The organism is Paractinoplanes ferrugineus (genome assembly GCF_016862195.1).
Lineage (GTDB): Bacteria > Actinomycetota > Actinomycetes > Mycobacteriales > Micromonosporaceae > Actinoplanes > Actinoplanes ferrugineus.
Genome location: NZ_BOMM01000001.1, coordinates 385,567 through 402,590, shown reverse-complemented (window position 1 = coordinate 402,590; position 17,024 = coordinate 385,567). Strand labels below are relative to the sequence as shown.

The window sequence follows — 17,024 nt, the reverse complement described above, 5'->3', positions numbered from 1 at the left end:
AAAATAGAGCACGCCCCGATCGCCTGCCACGGGGGAAGCGGGCGATAGGGGCGTGCAAGAGGAAGCTTAACGACCTCCGATGTCGGACACAACGGGTGGCCTGACGAAGTTTCAAATTTCGATCAAGATGGATCGCCACATCGGACATTCAGGTCTTAGTTGGATCAGACAGACCTTTTGGATCGCGAATTGTTTTCGTGAAACTGTTGGGTGAAGTGTCGTGGTCGCGACAGGAAATTGCTCGGAGAATTGGCGTAACCTCCTCGAGGCGACCATTACCCCGCAGCTCAGCGCATTCACCGATGGGGTGGCACACAGTGGCCTCCATCTGGTCAAACGCATGAGGTCATCATTTTGGTTGATTTAGCTGCAGCGATCATCCATCACTCGTCGGAGTGACCCGGCACAGAATTGCCGTAGATGTTTCTAAGCTCGCCGCGTGACATCGCAGGAGCCAGAAAACCCGCAATTCGCCGTGCCTGACGTTCCCGACACCGAGGTGATCTCCGTGGCGGCGCCGGCACCGGTGTTCGTGGACAGCAGCGGACGCCGCAGTCGGCGGCTGCGCCGTCTCGCGTACGCGTTCGGCGCACTGGTCATGGTGTACGGCGGCCTGATCAGCGTCAGCCTGGCCGGCGGTCCGGTCCGGTCGAGCGCCGTACTGCCGCTGCCCGGTTTCGAACCCGAATCCAAGGAGGACACCAAAGCCCCACCTAGGCCGGCCCCCACCCCGACGCCGACCCGTACACCGACGCCGGTGTTCGTGACCGATGCGCTGCCCCGCCGCACCGCACCGCGGGCGAACCTGCCCCGCCTCGAATCCGCGACGGTGTCGAGGACGAAGTCCCCGACACCGACCGCGACCAGGAAGACCACCACGCCGACGCCGAAGGCCACCACCTCGAGGCCTGTCGAGTCGACCACGAAGCCGTCCGACAACGGCCCGTCCACCCCGCCGCCGACCACGACCTCGAACCCGCCGGCGCCGGTCCCGCCGACCATCCCGACAACCGGCAACACCGCCGGCTCCGGCGGCAAGGGCGGCGGCTCGGGCACCGGCGGCCAGGGCGGCGGCTCCGGCACCCCGACCAGCTCCAGCACCCCGACCAGCGCAGTCGGGTCGGCCGGATCGGGCAGCTCCGGCGGGTCCGGCAGCTCCGGCTCGGGCAGCTCCGGCAGCTCGGGCGGCTCGGGGGCGGCGCCCAAGCCGCCCGCGGTGACCAAGGCCCCAGCCGAGACGCAGGCCCCCGTCGAGACCACCACCACCACCGCGCCGGCGTCCGAAACGCCCACGGCCAAGGCGTCCGGGGTGCAGCCGTGAGCCCGGCCCGCCCGCGCGGACCGGTCCGCCGTCGCCTGCTGCCCAAGCCCCGGGTGATCCTCGGCTCGCTGCTGCTCGTCCTGTTCGTCGGCGTGCTGATCATGCAGGCCTACATCAACGCCGAGTTCACCAGCGATCACGTCGATACCGAGGTCGGGGACCAGGACGGCGTGCCGCTGGCGATCCGCGGGGGCGGGCCGATCATCAACACCACCGGCGGCCAGGAAAGCAGCAGCCGGATGCCGGAACGCACGATCGCGTTGACCTTCGACGACGGTCCCGACCCGACCTGGACCCCGAAGATCCTCGACGTGCTGCGGGAGAACGACGCGCACGGCACGTTCTTCGTGGTCGGCTCCGAAGTGGCCCGGCACCCCGCGCTCACCAAGAAGATCACCGACGCCGGCAACGAGCTGGGCCTGCACACCTTCACCCATCCCAACCTGCAGACGATCGCGCCTTGGCGGCGCACGCTCGAGCTGTCCCAGACCCAGGTGGCGATCGCCCGCGCCACCGGCGTGCACACCAACCTGGCCCGTTTCCCGTACTCGTCGAAGGCCGACGCCGTCGACGACACGAACTGGAAACTGATCAAGGACGCCGGCCGGCAGGGCTACCTGGTCGTCGTCAACGACCTCGACTCCGAGGACTGGCAGCGCCCCGGCGTGCAGCAGATCGTCCGCAACGCCACCCCGGCCGGCGAGACCCCGGCGGTGGTCCTGTTCCACGACGCCGGTGGGGACCGTGCGCAGACCGTGGCCGCCCTGCGCTCCTTCATCCCGGCGATGAAGAAGCGCGGCTACCGCTTCACCACGGTCACCGAAGGGCTGAACCAGAGCATCGCGGAGCGCACGCCGTCCGTACCGTTGCTGGCGGAAAACCCGGCGGCCGACAAGGCCGACGTCTGGCGCGGCTCCGCGGTCATCTGGACGGTACGGGCGGCCGACGGCATGCTCTGGCTGATCGCGGCCCTGTTCCTGGTCGTCGGGCTGCTCACCATCGGCCGTACCCTCCTGCTCCTGCTGCTCGCCACCCGGCACGCCCGGCAGCGCCGCAAGCCGAGCTGGAGCTGGGGCCCACCGGTGACCGAGCCGGTATCGGTGATCGTGCCCGCCTACAACGAGAAGGAGGGCATCGAGGCGGCCGTGCGCTCCCTCGCCGGCGGCGACTACCCGGCCATCGAGGTGGTGGTGGTCGACGACGGCTCGACCGACGGCACCGCGGCGATCGTGGAGCGGATGGCGCTGCCGAACGTACGCGTGGTGCGGGTGCCCAACGGCGGCAAGTCGAACGCCCTGAACACCGGCATCGCGCTGGCCCGGCACGACCTCATCGTCACCGTCGACGGCGACACGATCTTCGAGAAGGACTCGATCCGGTATCTCGTCCAGCCGTTCGCCGAGCCGGGCGTGGGGGCGGTCGCCGGCAACGTGAAGGTCGGCAACCGGGAGAAGATGGTCGCCGCCTGGCAGCACATCGAGTACGTGATCGGCTTCAACCTGGATCGCCGCCTCTACGAGGTGCTCAACTGCATGCCGACCGTGCCGGGTGCGATCGGTGCGTTCCGCCGGGAGGCGCTCGCCCAGGTCGGCGGAATGAGCGACGAGACCCTGGCCGAGGACACCGACGTCACCATGGCGCTGTGCCGGGCCGGCTGGCGGGTGGTGTACGAGGAGCGCGCCAAGGCGTGGACCGAGGCGCCGACCACCCTCGAGCAGCTCTACCGGCAGCGTTACCGGTGGAGTTACGGCACCATGCAGGCGATGTGGAAGCACCGCCGGGCGTTGCGCGACCCGGGGCCGTCCGGCCGGTTCGGGCGGGTGGGGCTGCCGTTCCTCGCACTGTTCGGGGTGGTGCTGCCGATGCTCGCCCCGGTCGTCGACCTCATGCTGCTGTACGGCCTGGTCTTCTGGGAGTTGCGGGAGACGTTGCTGGCCTGGTTCGGCATGCTCGCGCTCCAGCTGTTCACCGCGGCGGTGGCGTTCCGGTTCGACAAGGAGCCGATGGTTCCGCTGTGGCGATTGCCGTTGCAGCAGTTCGCCTACCGGCAGCTGATGTACCTGGTGCTGATGCAGTCCTTCACGACCGCGATGACCGGGGGCCGGTTGCGCTGGCACAAGCTGCACCGGGCCGGCCTGGCCCAGCGTTCGGAGCTGCTCGACATGCCACTGCCGGCGCCGGCCCCGGCGCGGCTCGACCCCGGTCCGCCGACGATCATCGCGCCCCGCTCCGGCTCGGACGACCGGGCCTCGGGCCGGGTGGCCGCGATGCCGGTCGAGTTCGATCCCGAGGATCTCCCGTCCGCCGGCTCGCCCCCGGGTGGCGGCTCCGGCCCGGTCTACACCGGGTGACGCGTCGGTCCGTACTCCCGTCCGACCTGCAGCCGGACGGGGGTGCGGACCGGCTTGGTCAAGCCGCGATCAGCTGTGCGACCTCGTCGGCCACGGCCGCCTGCGCGAACGGGAAGACGACGTGCAGCGAGGTGCCGTCGCCGGGCCGGTCGGCGAGCGCCACCGTGGCGTGGTGCGCGTCCAGGATCTTCTTGGCCACCGCGAGACCCCGGTCCGGGCCCGGCACCTCCGACGGGTGGGCCATCGTGCCGTAGTACAGGTGCGGGAACAGCTCGGGTCGCATGCCGTCGGGCAGGTCCATGTCGTCGACGCGGATGGTCGGACCCGACTCGATCTCGGTGCCGACCCGCATCCGGCCGCCGATCGGGGTGTACTTCACCGCCGCGAACAGCAGGTGGGTGATCACCTGCTCGAGGCGTACCGGGTCGGCGATGATCGGCAGGGCCGGCCCGCCCGCCTGGTTGAGGATCCAGATCTGCTTGCTGGCCGCGATCGGCCGCACCGCCTCGACCGCCCGCTGGGTGACCCGGGTCAGGTCGACCTGCCGCATGTGCAGGCTCTCGCTGCCCGATCCGGCGTCCGCCATCGAGTTCAGGTGGTGCAGCAGGTCGAGGAAGCCGCGGATGTGCCCGGCGGTGGCCCGGCCGACGAGTTCGGCCAGCTCGGCGTCGTGGTAGCCGGTGGTGCCGAGCTTCTCGAGGTACGTCGACATCAGTCGCAGCGGCGCCCGCAGGTCCCCGCCGATCAGCTCGGCCAGGTCGTCCTTGCGACGTTCCAGCTCCTGGAGCCGGGCCGTGGTGTTGGCCAGCGCGATCGCGTGCCGGCGCAGCTCCATCTGGGAGGTGACCTGGCGGGCCAGCGCGCGCAGGGCCTGGAGCTGTTCGATGTCGACCTTGCGAGGTTCGTTGTCGATCACGCAGAGCGTGCCGAGCGCGTACCCCTCGGTGGTGACCAGCGGCGCGCCGGCATAGAACCGGATGCCGCCCTCCGTGTCGACCCACGGGTTGTCGGCGAACCGGGCGTCCTTGGTCGCGTCCGGCACCACGAGCAGGTCGCGGCCGAGGATCGCGTGCGCGCAGAACGACAGGTCGCGGGATGTCTCGGTGAAGTCGGTGCCGACCCGCGCCTTGAACCACTGCCGGTCCGTGTCGACCAGGGTCACCAACGACATCGGGGTGCCGCAGACGTTCGAGGCGAGTTGCACGATGTCGTCGAAATCCTGTTCGGGCGCACTGTCGAGGATGTCGAGCGCGTACAGGGCGGCGAGGCGGTCGGTTTCGTTGTCGGGCTGGGGAGCTTGCATGGTCACCTCCGGGACTCAATCCAGGAGTACACCGCATAAGTTGCCAAGCGGCGCTTACCGGTAAGTCCCTCGGTCTGACCTAAGCGCCGGCTCAGTGCTGGAAGCGGAACCAGTCGATGTTGCCGAACTCCTCCTTCTGCTTGCTGGTGAACGTCAGATAGACGGTGTGCACACCGGTGGTCGGCCGGATCGTCATGACGTACGTCGTGAACGCGAACCAGTTGCCGTTGTTCGGAATCGTCAACCGGCCGATCGGCGCCTCGGACCGGTCGTCGAGACGCAGCTCGACCTCACCGGTGCCACCCGCCGCCGCCCAATTGGCGGCACTGATCAACAGCTTGGTCGCGGGCACGTCGGTGAATCCGATGTCGTCATATCGCACCCAGTCGCCGGTGGTGATGAAGCCGACGTGAATTCCTGGTCCGCTTTCGTCGGCTTGGATCTCGACGCCGTTCTGCTCGTCGAATCGCTCCGCCTGAATGACGCTGTAGGCGGTCGCGTTCTCCGCCGGTTTCGTGGTGCCGGGCGGCTTGGCCGGTGCGGACCCGGGTCGAGCCCGTCCGGCCGGCTGCGCGGCCGGCGCACTGACCGATATATAGCTGTCCGGCACCGCCCCAGCCGGTGGCACCACCCCAGCCGAGGGCGCCACTGCCGGTGACGGTGCCGCCGACGGCAGAAGCAGGCCGGGAGCCCCAGGGGGGAGCCAGTCGCCGGTGATGCTGTTGGTCGAGGGGCCGGCCTCGGGTCGGTCCGGCCCGTTCAGGGCAAGCACCGCCACGATCGCCGCAACCGCCACGACCGCCCCCGCGACGAGCACCCGCCGATCCATCGGACGCGCCGGCACATCTGTCCGCCGTGCCACCCCCGCGCTCGGGCCGAGCGGCACCTCGGCCGGTCGCGGGTCAGCGACCCGGACGAACTCCGGCGTCTCCGCGGGCATTGTGCGCCACTCCGACGGCTCCTGGTCCGCCCTCATCACATAGGGCCGAAACAGCGAAGGATGCTCCTGCTCCGCCACCGCGATGTATCCCTTTCACCGGCCCCTATTCAGCTTTCGAGCATGATCCTAAGGGAAAGCGGCGAAATTTATCCATATCATTTTGTCGCTCAGAATAGGACAATAAAGCTTCCTACAAAATAGGAAGAACATTAAAAACGCCGCGGCCCGCGCATTTCGCGCGGGCCGCGGCGTTCGAAGTTCTCTTGGTGGAGCTGTGGGGATTTGAACCCCAGACCCCCTCGATGCGAACGAGGTGCGCTACCAGACTGCGCCACAGCCCCTTGCAGCCGTCGAACTCTGTCCGGCGGACCGCAGCAACACTAACAGGTAACCGGTGTGACCCGCGAACCGACCCTCCAGGATCAAGCGGTGTGGTGCCGGCCGCCCGCCTCGTACGCGCGACCGCGTAGACCACCCACCCGGCGGTACGACACCGAGCCGGTGGCCGGCAGCTCGTCCGGCTCGCGGTCCAGGCCCATCGCGGCCCGCCGTACCGCCTCCCGCTGCGCCGCCAGGCGCCGCTGCGCCTCCCGCCGCGCCGCCGCTCGCCGTGCCTGCTCCCGGCGCACCTCGGCCTGCCGGGCAGCCAGCCAGGCCGCTTCCCGCGCCTCCCAGCGCCGACGCCGCCGGTCGGCGACGGCCCGGTTGCGCAGGTGCACCAGGTAAAGGCCGAGCAGCGACACGGTGACCGCGAAGCTGATCCAGAAACCGGCGCTCACGGTCAGGACGCCGACCAGCTCGATGATGTTGAGAAGCAGCAGCGCCGCGAAGACGCGGCGCCGGCGGACCACCGCAGTGGCATGCCGGCGCGGTGGTGGGCGGCGCGTGGGGCGCCGACCCGGTGTCACCAGCCGGAGGCGACGCTGAGGCTTCTCGACTTCGGGCGAAGGCGCCAGGACCGTAACCGAAACGGCCCGGCCGGGGTTTATCGGTCGTCGTCCGGGCACGGTGCGCAGACGGCGGCGGCGCTGCAGCACCCGCGCCGTCGACGACGCCCGCTCCGCGGCCAGGCGCTCGGTGGCGTCGTACCGGCGGACGAGTGCCGGTGCGAGGGCGAGCAAGCCGGCCGCGGCGAGGACGGCGAGGAGCACCGAGGTGGGCACCCTCACCCCTCCCGTCAGCTATGACGGTCCGCTCTACACTCCCCTGGAGGCGGACCGCAAGACCCAATTCCCCGAGGCTACGGGCGCGAGCTGCGGAAATGCGCGCGCCGCGCCGGGCGCGTCGCGCTGCGAAGATCGGCGATCAGGCGCGTACGCGTCGCCAGCGCGCCAGGAGGCCACCGTCCGCGGCCACCTCCTCGCTGGTCAGGGCATATCCAAGATGGTCTCGCCAGCTGCCGTCGATATGCATGTAGCGCTGGTGGTACGCCTCCTCGCGGAAGCCGAGCTTCTCGACGACGCGGCGGGACGGGACGTTTTCCGGCCGGATGTTGACCTCGATGCGGTGCAGCAGACCGGCGTTGAACGCGTGGTCGACCGCGAGAGCGAGGGCGGTGGGGATGACGCCCCGGCCGGCGACCCGGGCATCGACCCAGTAACCCGCGTACGCGGAGCTGAACGCCCGCCGGACGATGTTGCCCAGATTGAGGTGCCCGACCAGCCGATCCTCGAAGCAGACCGCGAACGGCATGCTCTCGCCGCGCCGGGCCGCTCGCTTCATGTCCTGGTAGACGTAGTGGTAGGCGCGCACCGAGTTCATCTCGGCCCACGGTCCGGGCGGCGCCGACTCCCACGGGGCGAGCCATTTCTGGTTGGCGATCCGCACCTCGGACCAGACCTTGCCGTCGCCGCGCTTGTAGGGCCGCAGCAGAACGGGACCGTCGGTGAGGACGGCCGGCCATCCGGGCGTGGAGCCCAGCATCATCGCCTCCGGTCGAGCAACAAGACGTCCACGGTCGAGCCGGCGGCCGCTGTGGTGACCCGCTCGCCGAGGACCAGGAGTCCGTTCGCCTCGGCCAGGCCGGAGAGAGTGTACGGCCCACCGGCCAGCGGCTGCACCGTGTAACCCCCGCCCCGGCGCTCGGCGACGTGGGCGGGCCGGAACTCGCGCAGGCCGCCGGGGGACGAGACGGTCTCCAGCAGATGCGCCTTGACGCTCGGGCGGAACACCGGCTCGGCGCCGGCCAGCACCTGGATGACCGGCCGGGCGAGCACCTCGAAGCCGACCAGGGCGGCGCCGGGTTCGCCGGGCAGGCAGACGACCGGCACCTCCTCACCGCCGACGGTGCCGAAGCCGAGGGCGGCGCCGGGGCAGAGGGCCACGTCGGTGAACTCGACGACGCCGCGGCCGGGGTCACGGCGGGACAGCACCCGGCGCAGCATGTCGCCGGGCCCGGTGCCGGTGCCGCCGGTCGTGATGATCAGGTCGGCCCGCAGCGTCTGGTCCTCCAGCAGACCGCGCAGTCCTTCCGGGTCGTCGTCGCAGATGCCGATCCGGTAGGCCAGGGCGCCGGCCTCGACCGCGGCGGCGGTGAGCGCGTGCGAGTTGGCGTCGACGATCTGACCCGGCTGGCTCGGCCGGCCCACGTCGACGAGCTCGTCCCCGGTCGCCACGACGACGACCCGCGGGCTGGGCCGCACCATCACGTGTCCGATGCCGGACGCGGCGAACGTGGCCACCATGGCGGGCGTGACGTAGGTGCCGGTGGACGCCAGTACCTGGCCCGCGGCCACTTCCTCGCCCGCCCGCCGCACCCCGGAGCCGCGTTTCGGCGCGTGCAGGATCTCCACCGCGGCCATGCCCTGGTCGGTCCAGTGCACCGGCACCACCACGTCGGCGCCGATCGGCAACGGCGCGCCGGCCGCCACCGAGAAGCAGGTGCCGGGGGTGAGCCGCACCGGGCGCCAACTGGCCGCGCCGAGGTCACCGACCACGTTGAGCCGCACCGGCCGGCCCTCGATCTTGCCGAACGACGACGGGTGCGAGCCGACCCGGCCGGCCGACGCGAGGTCTTCCCAGCGGGCCGCGTATCCGTCGATGGCGGCCTGGTCGAAGGCCGGGTAGGGGTGCGGGGCGAGCACGTCACCGGCGAGCACGTTGCCGTGCGCCTGGGTGAGGTCGAGGTCGAGCGGAGGCAGCGCCCGCAACCTGCGCAGCACGCTGCCCAGGTATTCGGCGAGAGGCATCAGCTCGTTGGCGGCCGCCTCGGCATCGGCCGTGGCCGTCATCCCTTCGAACCGCCAGCAGCGGAACCGCGGGCGACGAACTCGGTCAGCCAGGTCCGGAACTCCTCGCCGATGTCCTCGCGCTCGCTGGCCAGCTGAACCACGGCCTGCAGGTAGCCGAGCGGCATGCCGGTGTCGTAGCGGTGGCCGCGGTAGACGATGCCGTGCACCGGCACACCGTCCTGCAGCAGTTGGAACATCGCGTCGGTCAGCTGGATCTCGCCGCCGCTGCCGGGCTTGGTGTTGGCGATCGCCTCGAAGATCGAGCCGGGCAGGATGTAGCGGCCCAGGACGGCCAGCCGGCTGGGCGCCTCCTCCGGCGACGGCTTCTCGACCAGCCCCGTCACCTTGACCACGTCGTCACCGAGGTCGGACGGCTCGACCGAGGCGATCCCGTAACGGGACGTCTCGTGCGGCGCCACCTCCATGAAGGCGAGCACGATGCCGCCGGTGCGGGCCTGCAGGTCGATCATGTCGGGCAGGAGCGGCTTGTCCTGTTCGACGAACTCGTCGCCGAGCAGCACCGCGAACGGGTTGTCGCCGACGTGCGAGGCGGCGCAGCCGACCGCGTGGCCGAGGCCGAGCGCCTCACCCTGGCGCACCGCGTAGATGTCGGCGAGCTCGCTGGTGCGGCGCACCGCGGCGAGCCGGGCCTCGTCGCCCTTCTCCTCGAGGCGCTGTTCCACGTCGGGGCGGCGATCGAAGTGGTCCACCATGGAGGTCTTGCCCCGGCCGGTGACCAGCAGTACGTCGGAGAGACCGGCCGCGGCCGCCTCCTCCACGATGTATTGCAGCACCGGTCGGTCCACGACCGGCAGCAGCTCCTTCGGCACGGCCTTGGTGGCCGGCAGGAACCTGGTGGCCAGACCGGCCGCGGGGATGACGGCCTTGACCGCCCGGCGGCCGGTCGCATGCGCGTTCGTGGTCATCGAGGTAACCGCACCTTTGCTCGGATCGTGCCTGGAAGTATGCCGCGAGACTAGCGGCCGCGTGCCTGACGCGGCGGTTGCGGCCCACCGATGGCGGTGGTCGGGGAATCAAAAAGACGGTAGGTGTCGCGTCCGGCGTTCTTGGCCGCGTACAGAGCGTCATCGGCGGCCCGGAGCACCTGCTGGGCGTCGGCGCCGTGCTCGGGAAAGACCGCCACCCCGATCGACACGGTCACGGTGATCTCGCCGCGGGCCTCGATCGAGAACGGGGTGCCCCGGACGGCCGTGCCGAGGCGGTCGGCGACGATCGCCCCGCCGTACGCGTCGGTCTCCGGCAACAGCACCACGAACTCCTCCCCGCCCTGGCGGAACGCGACGTCCACCTCACGCAACCCGACCCGGATCCGCCGGGCGAACTCGCCGAGCACCGCGTCCCCGGCCGCATGCCCGTAGGTGTCGTTGACCCCCTTGAAGTGATCGAGGTCGAGCACGAGCACGGCGAGCATCCGGCCGAAGCGACTGGCGCGTTCCACCTCCCGGCGCAACGACTCGCGGAGATAACGGTAGTTCCACAGGCCGGTGAGCGGGTCGGTGAGCGAAAGTCGCTGGGCTTCCTCGTGTACCCGAACATTGTTCACGGCAACCCCGGCCTGCCCGGCGAACGTACGCAGGGTCTGCAGATCGGTGTCCTCGAACTCGTCCCCGCCGACCCGGTCGTAGAGCGCGAGCACGCCGATGGTGGCGGGCGTGGAGTCGGCCGGCGCGAACGGGTCGTCGATCAGGGGCGCCCGGATCGGCACAGCCACGTACGTACGGCAGGGTGGCTCGACCGATCCGGTCTCGCCGTGCCCGCGCCGCGCCTCGCCGGCGGCCGCCACGCCGCCGAGAATTCCCGAGCCGACCGGCAGCGCGGGAAGCTCGGGTGCGTCCCAGTCGCCGGTCAGGCCGATCGCACAGCGCGGCATCAGCTTCTCGCCGGCCGGATCGAGCAGCAGCACCAGGCCGGCGCGGGCGCCGGTGGCGACGAGCGCGGTACGCAGGATCACCCGCAGGATCCGGTCGACGTCATGGGTGCTGGACAGCGTCTCGCCGAGGATCGCCAGATGCCCGCGAAGCTGGTCGCGGCTCGCGGTCAACGCCTGCACGTAGGCCTGCAGCTCGCGCGTCATCCGGTTGAACGTGGCGGCGAGGCGGCCCAGCTCGTCCGGGCGCCCGATCGGCACCCGGGTGTCCAGGTCACCGGCGGCCACCTGGTCGGCGGCGTGCGCGAGGTCGCCGAGCGGGCGCGTGGTGGAGGCGGCCAGCCAGCGCGCCACCAGCACCGCGGCGAGGCCGGCCGTGAGCACGACGGCGAGCAGGACGGCGTACAGGAAACCGGGGTTGCTCCTCGGCACGCTCAGCGTGAGCGGTAACGGCTGGCCCGGCTCCGGGCTCAGCGTGCGGCCTTCCGGCAGGTCACGCAGGCCGAGCCGGACTCCGGCACCGCTCGTCGCGGCCAGCCGGGTGAGGAAGTCGGCGTCCACCGACTGCACCGCGGTGATCTTGTCAGCGCCCGCGGTGGCGGTTGCCGAAATCGCGCTGAACTGCTGATTTGCCGGCTCCGCGCAGTCGCCGCGCGCCGTCTCCCCCGCACTCGAGGCCAGCTGCGCCCCCACCGGCGTGACCTCGACCTCGGTGGCCAGGCCGCGCGCGACGAGCTGACGGGCGACGGCGGCACGCTCGGCCGCCGGCACCACCGCGACCGCGTCGGCCGAGGCCTGCAGCTGCCGGCAGATCGCCCCGATTCCGGTACGCACGGTGGTCGCGGCATGATCGAGCCGCTCGGCCGCTCGATCCTGACTGACGGTGGCGACGGTAAGCGCGACGAAAATGGCCCCGAGCAGCACCGGGCCGAACACAACCACCAGGAACGCGGTGGTGAGCCGACCACGAAGCGTCACGCATCCTCCCGGAAGTGGCCGTCTTTGGAGCGATGCTGACATAGTGTGCACCGTTTGCCGCTTTTCGAAAGGGGGTGTTGCGTGCCCGATTTGACCGGTGACGGAAACGGATCTCCACCAGCCAAGGTCGCGCTGCGGAGTCAACTGATTACAGCACGCCGCACCATGTCCCCCGAGACCCGCTTGGCCGCGAATCGGCAACTTCAACGTCAAATCCTTGCTTGCGTACGCCGTGCGCACCCGCCCGTGATCGCTGCCTACGTCCCGATCGGCACCGAACCCGGCGGCCCCGACCTGCCCGAGGTCCTGGCCGCCCACGCCCCCGTGCTCCTGCCGGTCCTGCTCCCCGACGGCGACCTCGACTGGACCCGCTACACCGGCCCCTCCTCCCTGGCCCCCGCCCCCCGCGGCCTCCGCGAACCGACCGGCCCCCGCCTGGGCGTAGCCGCGATCGCCACCGCCGCCCTGATCCTGGTCCCCGCCCTGGCCGTAGACCACCGAGGCCACCGCCTGGGCAAAGGCGGCGGCTCCTACGACCGAGCCCTGACCCGCCTCCCAGCCCGCGTCGCCGCCCACCCCTCCCCACCCGTTTCCTCCCCGCCGACTTCCGCCCCGCCCCCCTCCCGGCCACCCGCCTCCGTGCCGCCTGCCGCCGCCCCGCCCGCCTCCCGGCCACCCGCTTCCGTGCCGCCTGCCGCCGCCCCGCCCGCCGCTTGGCCGTCCCCGGGCGCGCCGCCCGCGTCCGCTGCCGCCGGTTTCGCCCGTTCTGACATTTCCGACTTATCCGTCGGATGGCCCGCTCGGCAGTTGGTGGTGGCACTTCTCTACGACGGCGAGCTCCTCGACGAGGTGCCCGGCGAACCGCACGACCAGCCCGTCGACGCCGTCATCACACCTCGCGGTGGCTTCACTCTCAGCCGGGCCGTCGAGTGGACGAAATGACCTCCGATGGCGCAACATTGGCACTCGGAGTTGGCGAGTGCCAGCAGCCGACCTTTTCCGGAGGAGCCGTGCCCACCTATCAGTACGCCTGCACCGAGTGCGGTCACCAGCTCGAGGCCGTCCAGTCGTTCTCCGACCCGGCCCTGACCGAGTGCCCGAACTGCAGCGGCAAGCTCCGCAAGGTGTTCAACTCGGTCGGCATCGTCTTCAAGGGTTCCGGCTTCTACCGCAACGACTCCCGCTCCGGCGGAGTGAGCGCCGAGAAGCCGGCCGCGAGCGGCAGCGAATCGACAACGAAGTCGGATTCCTCGTCGTCGACCCCCTCGACCTCGACGCCGTCGTCCACCTCGGGCGCCTCGTCGTCGGGCAGTTCCTCGTCCGGCAGTTCGTCCAGCAGTTCGTCGTCCGGCAAATCGTCGTCCGGCGGATCCTCGTCGAGCAGCACCAAGGCCGCTTCGGCTTCCTGAGCAAAGCACTACCGCGGTTCACCGCACACACGCAGCGCGTCCGGCCATCGGCCCGACGCGCTGCTGCGCGTTGCCTCCGAACCCAGAATCGCCGCCCTACCAGAATCGGCGACGCCGTACGCGTTATCCACAGTTCCGGGTTGTCCACAACGCCTCAGCGAGCGATCGCCCAACCCGCCTAACGTCTGCCCCGGCGCCAACGACCACGGCGCCTCGGCAGGGGAGGGCATGAGATGGGCAGACCTCGCACGGCCCGATTCGGGTCTGCTCCACCCAAGGCACACGGGATCGCCGGCCACGACAGTGGCGAGGGGCGCCTTGATCCCGTGCGCTGGCACCGGCCGACCCGCGGCACGCTATTGCGTCTAGCTGCCGTCGCGGCCCTGCTGGTCACCGCAGCCGCGGTGTCGTGGTCACCATCCGCGCGATCCTGCGCGGACCCTCGGGCCGGCGTCGCGGCCGATCCCCCGCCAGTGTCAAGCGCGGCCGCGACGCCCCCGAGGGGCACCCCGTCCTCCGGCCCGGCTCCCCCGGCCGTGCCCGCGGGCAGCGTCGGTGTGCCGATCCGATTGGCCGATCCGGCCGCGTTGCGCCTGGTGCGCCCGGGCAACCGGGTCGACGTGCTCCGGGTGGATGCCGGTGCTCCGCCGGTGGCGACAGCCGCGCTCGTCCTTCAGGTCAGCGACGCCGGTGATCCCACAGCCGGAAGCCTGCTCCTGGCCTTGACGAGGGCCGAGGCCGAGGCAGCCGTTTCCGCACCCGGCCACGGTTTCGCGGTCCTGATCCGACCCGACTGACCGTCATCGTCAGCCGGCGGCCCACCAGCGAGGCCGGCGGCACCGCACCAGCCAGCCAGCCGGCAGCCCACCAGCCGGGCGGGCGGCGGTTCACCAGTGAGGCGGGCGGTCTTCGAAGAGCCGATCGTCGTTGGTGTCGGCGCGCTCGCCCCAGCCGAACTCGGTGTCGTCACGAGTCTGGTCGGGCAGGATCACGGCCTCCTCCGACTCGAAGTCAACCTCGCGCTCGCCGTCGCTGTCGCGCTCCGGCTCATCCAGAATGTCCACGGCTTAGAGGGTAAGCCGCGCCGCTGCGGCCGTCTTCCCCCTTCGGCTGTACCGTCGGTGAACGTGAGCTCCCCCACCGGCGTCCCGGACGACGACGCGTACTGGCAGCGGCCCGACCCGTCGTCCGCCCAACCCGACCCGCGCCCGGCGCCCACGCCCAGCCCTGGCAGCGACTATTCAGGCCCGCCGCAGGCACCGCCGCCCCACCCGGGATGGCGCCCGCCGACGTTCTCACCGCCTCCGCCGCCCCGCGCGCTGCCCGCACAGGACATGGACGCGCTGGACGAGGCCGAGGGCTCAGCGCGCACGGTGACCTACGGGGTGGGCCTGGTAGCCGGGGCGATCGCGATCATCCTGATCTGCCTGCTCTGTGCTCGAGCCCTGTTCTAGGCACACGCCGCTGGACGCCACGCTGCTGGACGCCCCGTTCCAGAAGACCCCGTCACCCGGCCGCCCCCTCAGCGGCCGGGTGACGCGCCCTCTAGTACTGGCCCCACACGGCGGTAGCGCCGGCGTCGCCGGTCCGGAAGACGTAGTAGCCGGACAGCACGGCCAGCACGACCATGACCGCGGCCAGGGCCCACTCGGCGATCTTGGGCAGGGCGCCACGGCCGGTCAGGACGACCATGACGATGCTCGCCACGCCCAGAGCCAGCGACAGCCAGAAAGTCGTCGAGCCGAAATTCATGTGGTTGTCGAGGATCTCCTTGCCCTTGCCCTTGAGCCCCTGGCTGATCAGCCGGTCGTAGAGCTTCTCGCCGGACTCCTTCGCGACGAAGGTCGAGACCGGCGCGGCGATCGACAGCAGCACCAAGGCCCAGCTGATCTTCGGGCGCCACTTGGCGACCAGCGCGTACACGATGGCGCCCAATGCCAGCAGCGGAACGAAGACGACCGCCGCATGCAGCACCAACGCGTGCACCGGCAGGCCATTCACCTGGTCGAACAAGACGCCTCCTTGATCATGTCGGACCGTCAGCTTAGAAGTATCTGACGGCGCAAGCATCCGCTGTGTGCGCTTACGCCCAGTCGCCCGATCCGGTTCACTTGGGGTTTCCCGAGAACCGTGTTGTCATGGAGAAATGTCCACCGGCGAAGACTTGCTGCGCGAACATGGTCTGCGGGTGACCAAGCCGCGCCTCGCCGTGTTGGAAGTCCTCACCGGGGGCGGCCATCTCGAGGTCGACGACATCGCCCGCCAGGTCCGCACCCGCCTCGACTCGGTCTCCACCCAGGCCGTCTACGACGTGCTCGGTGCACTGTCCCGGGCCGGCCTCGCCCGCCGCCTCGAACCGGCCGGCAGTCCCGCCCGCTTCGAGGCCCGCGTCGGCGACAACCACCACCACATCGTCTGCCGTGGCTGCGGGGAGATCGCGGACGTCGACTGCGCGGTCGGCGAGCGGCCGTGTCTCTCCCCGGGCAGCGGGCACGGTTTCGAGGTGGACGAGGCCGAGGTCACATTCTGGGGACTTTGCCCTGCGTGTCAGGCCCGTCGGCGGGCCGAGGCGACCGGCTGAGACGCTCCCGCGGGGGGCCGTTTCTGAACGGGTTCAAGTTTCCCCGGTTTCCGTGGCAACCTGGATCTCATGAGTGAGGACGTCGGGTTGTTCGGGCCGAGCTCGGTCACCTGGAAACTGCATCAGGATCCGATCCTCATGTTGGGCGGGCTCCGCTCGCTCTATCTTCAGGCACTGCACCCGCGCGCGGTCGCGGCCGTCGCGCAGAATTCCCACTATCGGGCCGACCCGTGGGGCCGGTTGAGCCGCACGTCCAATTACGTGGGCACGGTCATCTGGGGCACCACCGCGGAAGCCGAGGCCGCCGCGCTGCGAGTGCGTCGCATGCACGCCCGGATGCGGGCCACCGACCCGCGCACCGGCGAGCTCTTCCGCATCGACGAGCCCGACCTGCTGCGCTGGGTGCACGTGACCGAGGTCGAGTCGTTCCTGACCACAGCGTTACGGGCGGGCGTGCGCCTGACCCCGGCCGAGGTCGACGGCTACTACACCGAGCAGCTCAAAGCCGCCGAGCTGATGGGCATCGACCCGGCCACGGTCCCGACCACCGCCGACGAGACCGCCGACTACTACGCGAAGATTCTGCCCGACCTGGCCCTGACCAAGGCCGGCGTGGAGACCGCCATGTTCCTGACGGTGCCATCGGTGCCGGAGAATTGGGGCAGCCGCGCCTTCCGCCTCGGTCTGACACTGGGCCCGACCCGTTGGGCCTACACCGGCATAGCCGCGACGGCGCTGGCCCTGCTGCCGCCGTGGGCGCGTCGCCTCTACGGCGGCCTGGGCTGGCCCACCACCGACCTGACCGCCGACCTGTCGGCCCGGAGCCTGCGCTTCCTGCTCTCCACCGTCCTGGCCACGGTCCCCCGAAGCCTGCGCGTCGCCCCCATCCGCGAAGCCGCCCTGGCCCGAGCCGCCGCCGCTCGGGCCTGAGCGCCCAGCCATAAGCGCCCCGCCGCAAGCAGCGCCGCACGAAAGCTGCCCGCCGCAAGCAGCGCCGCACGAAAGCGAGCAGCCCCGCAGGTA

Annotated in this window: 17 protein-coding genes, 1 tRNA gene and 1 pseudogene; 8 read left to right on the top strand and 11 right to left on the bottom strand. The window is 70.8% G+C overall.

The window, feature by feature from the left end:
- Positions 1-439: 439 nt before the first annotated feature.
- Together Afe05nite_RS01905 and Afe05nite_RS01900 are read left to right on the top strand one after the other, a co-directional pair.
- Complete coding sequence (locus Afe05nite_RS01905) at positions 440-1,321, top strand: hypothetical protein (RefSeq protein WP_203815137.1); 882 nt, start codon at positions 440-442, stop codon at positions 1,319-1,321.
- Positions 1,318-3,672 carry a bifunctional polysaccharide deacetylase/glycosyltransferase family 2 protein gene (locus Afe05nite_RS01900; protein WP_203815136.1) on the top strand — a complete coding sequence of 785 codons (2,355 nt, stop codon included), beginning with the start codon at positions 1,318-1,320 and terminating at the stop codon, positions 3,670-3,672. The genes Afe05nite_RS01905 and Afe05nite_RS01900 overlap by 4 nt, the downstream gene beginning before the upstream one ends.
- Positions 3,673-3,730: 58 nt before the next feature.
- Here the strand turns inward: Afe05nite_RS01900 and Afe05nite_RS01895 are convergent, their stop codons facing one another.
- The 8 genes from Afe05nite_RS01895 to Afe05nite_RS01860 form a co-directional block, all read right to left on the bottom strand.
- The gene (locus Afe05nite_RS01895) at positions 3,731-4,975 is read right to left on the bottom strand and encodes a GAF domain-containing sensor histidine kinase (protein WP_203815135.1); all 1,245 of its coding nucleotides are present in this window, start codon (positions 4,973-4,975) and stop codon (positions 3,731-3,733) included.
- 91 nt (positions 4,976-5,066) lie between these two features.
- Positions 5,067-5,915 (bottom strand): carbohydrate-binding protein, encoded by an 849-nt coding sequence (locus Afe05nite_RS01890; protein WP_203815134.1) that lies wholly within the window; start codon positions 5,913-5,915, stop codon positions 5,067-5,069.
- A gap of 264 nt (positions 5,916-6,179) precedes the next feature.
- Positions 6,180-6,256: transfer RNA gene (locus tag Afe05nite_RS01885), tRNA-Ala, on the bottom strand.
- An 81-nt stretch (positions 6,257-6,337) separates the two neighbouring features.
- On the bottom strand, positions 6,338-7,084 hold the full coding sequence (gene sepX, locus Afe05nite_RS01880; protein ID WP_203815133.1) for a divisome protein SepX/GlpR: 747 nt from the start codon (positions 7,082-7,084) through the stop codon (positions 6,338-6,340).
- A 136-nt stretch (positions 7,085-7,220) separates the two neighbouring features.
- Entirely contained in the window at positions 7,221-7,838 is a 618-nt protein-coding gene (locus Afe05nite_RS01875; protein ID WP_239117478.1) for a GNAT family N-acetyltransferase, read from the bottom strand.
- Positions 7,838-9,145: a molybdopterin molybdotransferase MoeA gene (locus Afe05nite_RS01870; RefSeq protein WP_203815131.1), complete on the bottom strand. Its 1,308-nt coding sequence runs from the start codon at positions 9,143-9,145 to the stop codon at positions 7,838-7,840. Before Afe05nite_RS01870 ends, Afe05nite_RS01875 begins: the two co-directional genes overlap by 1 nt.
- Positions 9,142-10,071, bottom strand: a complete 930-nt coding sequence (locus tag Afe05nite_RS01865) for a UTP--glucose-1-phosphate uridylyltransferase (RefSeq protein ID WP_203815130.1) — start codon at positions 10,069-10,071, stop codon at positions 9,142-9,144. Before Afe05nite_RS01865 ends, Afe05nite_RS01870 begins: the two co-directional genes overlap by 4 nt.
- 50 nt (positions 10,072-10,121) lie before the next feature.
- Positions 10,122-12,011: a diguanylate cyclase gene (locus Afe05nite_RS01860; protein WP_239117477.1), complete on the bottom strand. Its 1,890-nt coding sequence runs from the start codon at positions 12,009-12,011 to the stop codon at positions 10,122-10,124.
- Positions 12,012-12,056: 45 nt separating this feature from the next.
- On the opposite strand from Afe05nite_RS01860, the gene Afe05nite_RS43590 reads away from it, so the two are divergent.
- Together Afe05nite_RS43590 and Afe05nite_RS43585 are read left to right on the top strand one after the other, a co-directional pair.
- The gene (locus Afe05nite_RS43590; RefSeq protein WP_307835600.1) at positions 12,057-12,953 is read left to right on the top strand and encodes a 5-formyltetrahydrofolate cyclo-ligase; all 897 of its coding nucleotides are present in this window, start codon (positions 12,057-12,059) and stop codon (positions 12,951-12,953) included.
- Positions 12,950-13,114: pseudogene (locus tag Afe05nite_RS43585) on the top strand (FmdB family zinc ribbon protein); the annotation flags it as partial. The gene Afe05nite_RS43590 and the pseudogene Afe05nite_RS43585, both read left to right, overlap by 4 nt.
- A gap of 62 nt (positions 13,115-13,176) precedes the next feature.
- Here Afe05nite_RS43585 and Afe05nite_RS43580 read toward each other — a convergent pair.
- A complete protein-coding gene (locus tag Afe05nite_RS43580) occupies positions 13,177-13,398 on the bottom strand; it encodes a hypothetical protein (RefSeq protein WP_239117494.1) in 222 nt (73 codons plus the stop codon).
- Between the two features lie 579 nt (positions 13,399-13,977).
- Here Afe05nite_RS43580 and Afe05nite_RS44805 point away from each other — a divergent pair.
- Positions 13,978-14,217 carry a hypothetical protein gene (locus Afe05nite_RS44805; RefSeq protein WP_307835599.1) on the top strand — a complete coding sequence of 80 codons (240 nt, stop codon included), beginning with the start codon at positions 13,978-13,980 and terminating at the stop codon, positions 14,215-14,217.
- Positions 14,218-14,307: 90 nt separating this feature from the next.
- On the opposite strand, the gene Afe05nite_RS01835 is transcribed toward Afe05nite_RS44805, so the two are convergent.
- On the bottom strand, positions 14,308-14,484 hold the full coding sequence (locus Afe05nite_RS01835) for a hypothetical protein (RefSeq protein ID WP_203815126.1): 177 nt from the start codon (positions 14,482-14,484) through the stop codon (positions 14,308-14,310).
- 63 nt (positions 14,485-14,547) lie between these two features.
- On the opposite strand from Afe05nite_RS01835, the gene Afe05nite_RS01830 reads away from it, so the two are divergent.
- Positions 14,548-14,874, top strand: coding sequence for a translation initiation factor 2 (locus Afe05nite_RS01830; RefSeq protein ID WP_239117475.1), 327 nt, complete (start codon positions 14,548-14,550; stop codon positions 14,872-14,874).
- 91 nt (positions 14,875-14,965) lie between these two features.
- On the opposite strand, the gene Afe05nite_RS01825 is transcribed toward Afe05nite_RS01830, so the two are convergent.
- Positions 14,966-15,433, bottom strand: a complete 468-nt coding sequence (locus tag Afe05nite_RS01825; RefSeq protein ID WP_203815124.1) for a DUF2231 domain-containing protein — start codon at positions 15,431-15,433, stop codon at positions 14,966-14,968.
- Positions 15,434-15,566: 133 nt separating this feature from the next.
- Here Afe05nite_RS01825 and Afe05nite_RS01820 point away from each other — a divergent pair, with 133 nt between their 5' ends.
- The gene (locus tag Afe05nite_RS01820) at positions 15,567-16,001 is read left to right on the top strand and encodes a Fur family transcriptional regulator (RefSeq protein WP_203815123.1); all 435 of its coding nucleotides are present in this window, start codon (positions 15,567-15,569) and stop codon (positions 15,999-16,001) included.
- Positions 16,002-16,070: 69 nt separating this feature from the next.
- The gene (locus Afe05nite_RS01815) at positions 16,071-16,931 is read left to right on the top strand and encodes an oxygenase MpaB family protein (protein WP_203815122.1); all 861 of its coding nucleotides are present in this window, start codon (positions 16,071-16,073) and stop codon (positions 16,929-16,931) included.
- The last annotated feature ends 93 nt before the right edge of the window (positions 16,932-17,024 follow it).

Excerpts from the sequence above, each read along its gene's own strand:
- Afe05nite_RS01820 (WP_203815123.1), top strand. The coding sequence starts at position 15,567 with ATGTCCACCGGCGAAGACTTGCTGCGCGAACATGGTCTGCGGGTGACC.
- Afe05nite_RS01895 (WP_203815135.1), bottom strand. The coding sequence starts at position 4,975 with ATGCAAGCTCCCCAGCCCGACAACGAAACCGACCGCCTCGCCGCCCTG.
- Afe05nite_RS01870 (WP_203815131.1), bottom strand. The coding sequence starts at position 9,145 with ATGACGGCCACGGCCGATGCCGAGGCGGCCGCCAACGAGCTGATGCCT.
- Afe05nite_RS01890 (WP_203815134.1), bottom strand. The coding sequence starts at position 5,915 with ATGCCCGCGGAGACGCCGGAGTTCGTCCGGGTCGCTGACCCGCGACCG.
- Afe05nite_RS01865 (WP_203815130.1), bottom strand. The coding sequence starts at position 10,071 with ATGACCACGAACGCGCATGCGACCGGCCGCCGGGCGGTCAAGGCCGTC.
- Afe05nite_RS01875 (WP_239117478.1), bottom strand. The coding sequence starts at position 7,838 with ATGCTGGGCTCCACGCCCGGATGGCCGGCCGTCCTCACCGACGGTCCC.
- Afe05nite_RS01815 (WP_203815122.1), top strand. The coding sequence starts at position 16,071 with ATGAGTGAGGACGTCGGGTTGTTCGGGCCGAGCTCGGTCACCTGGAAA.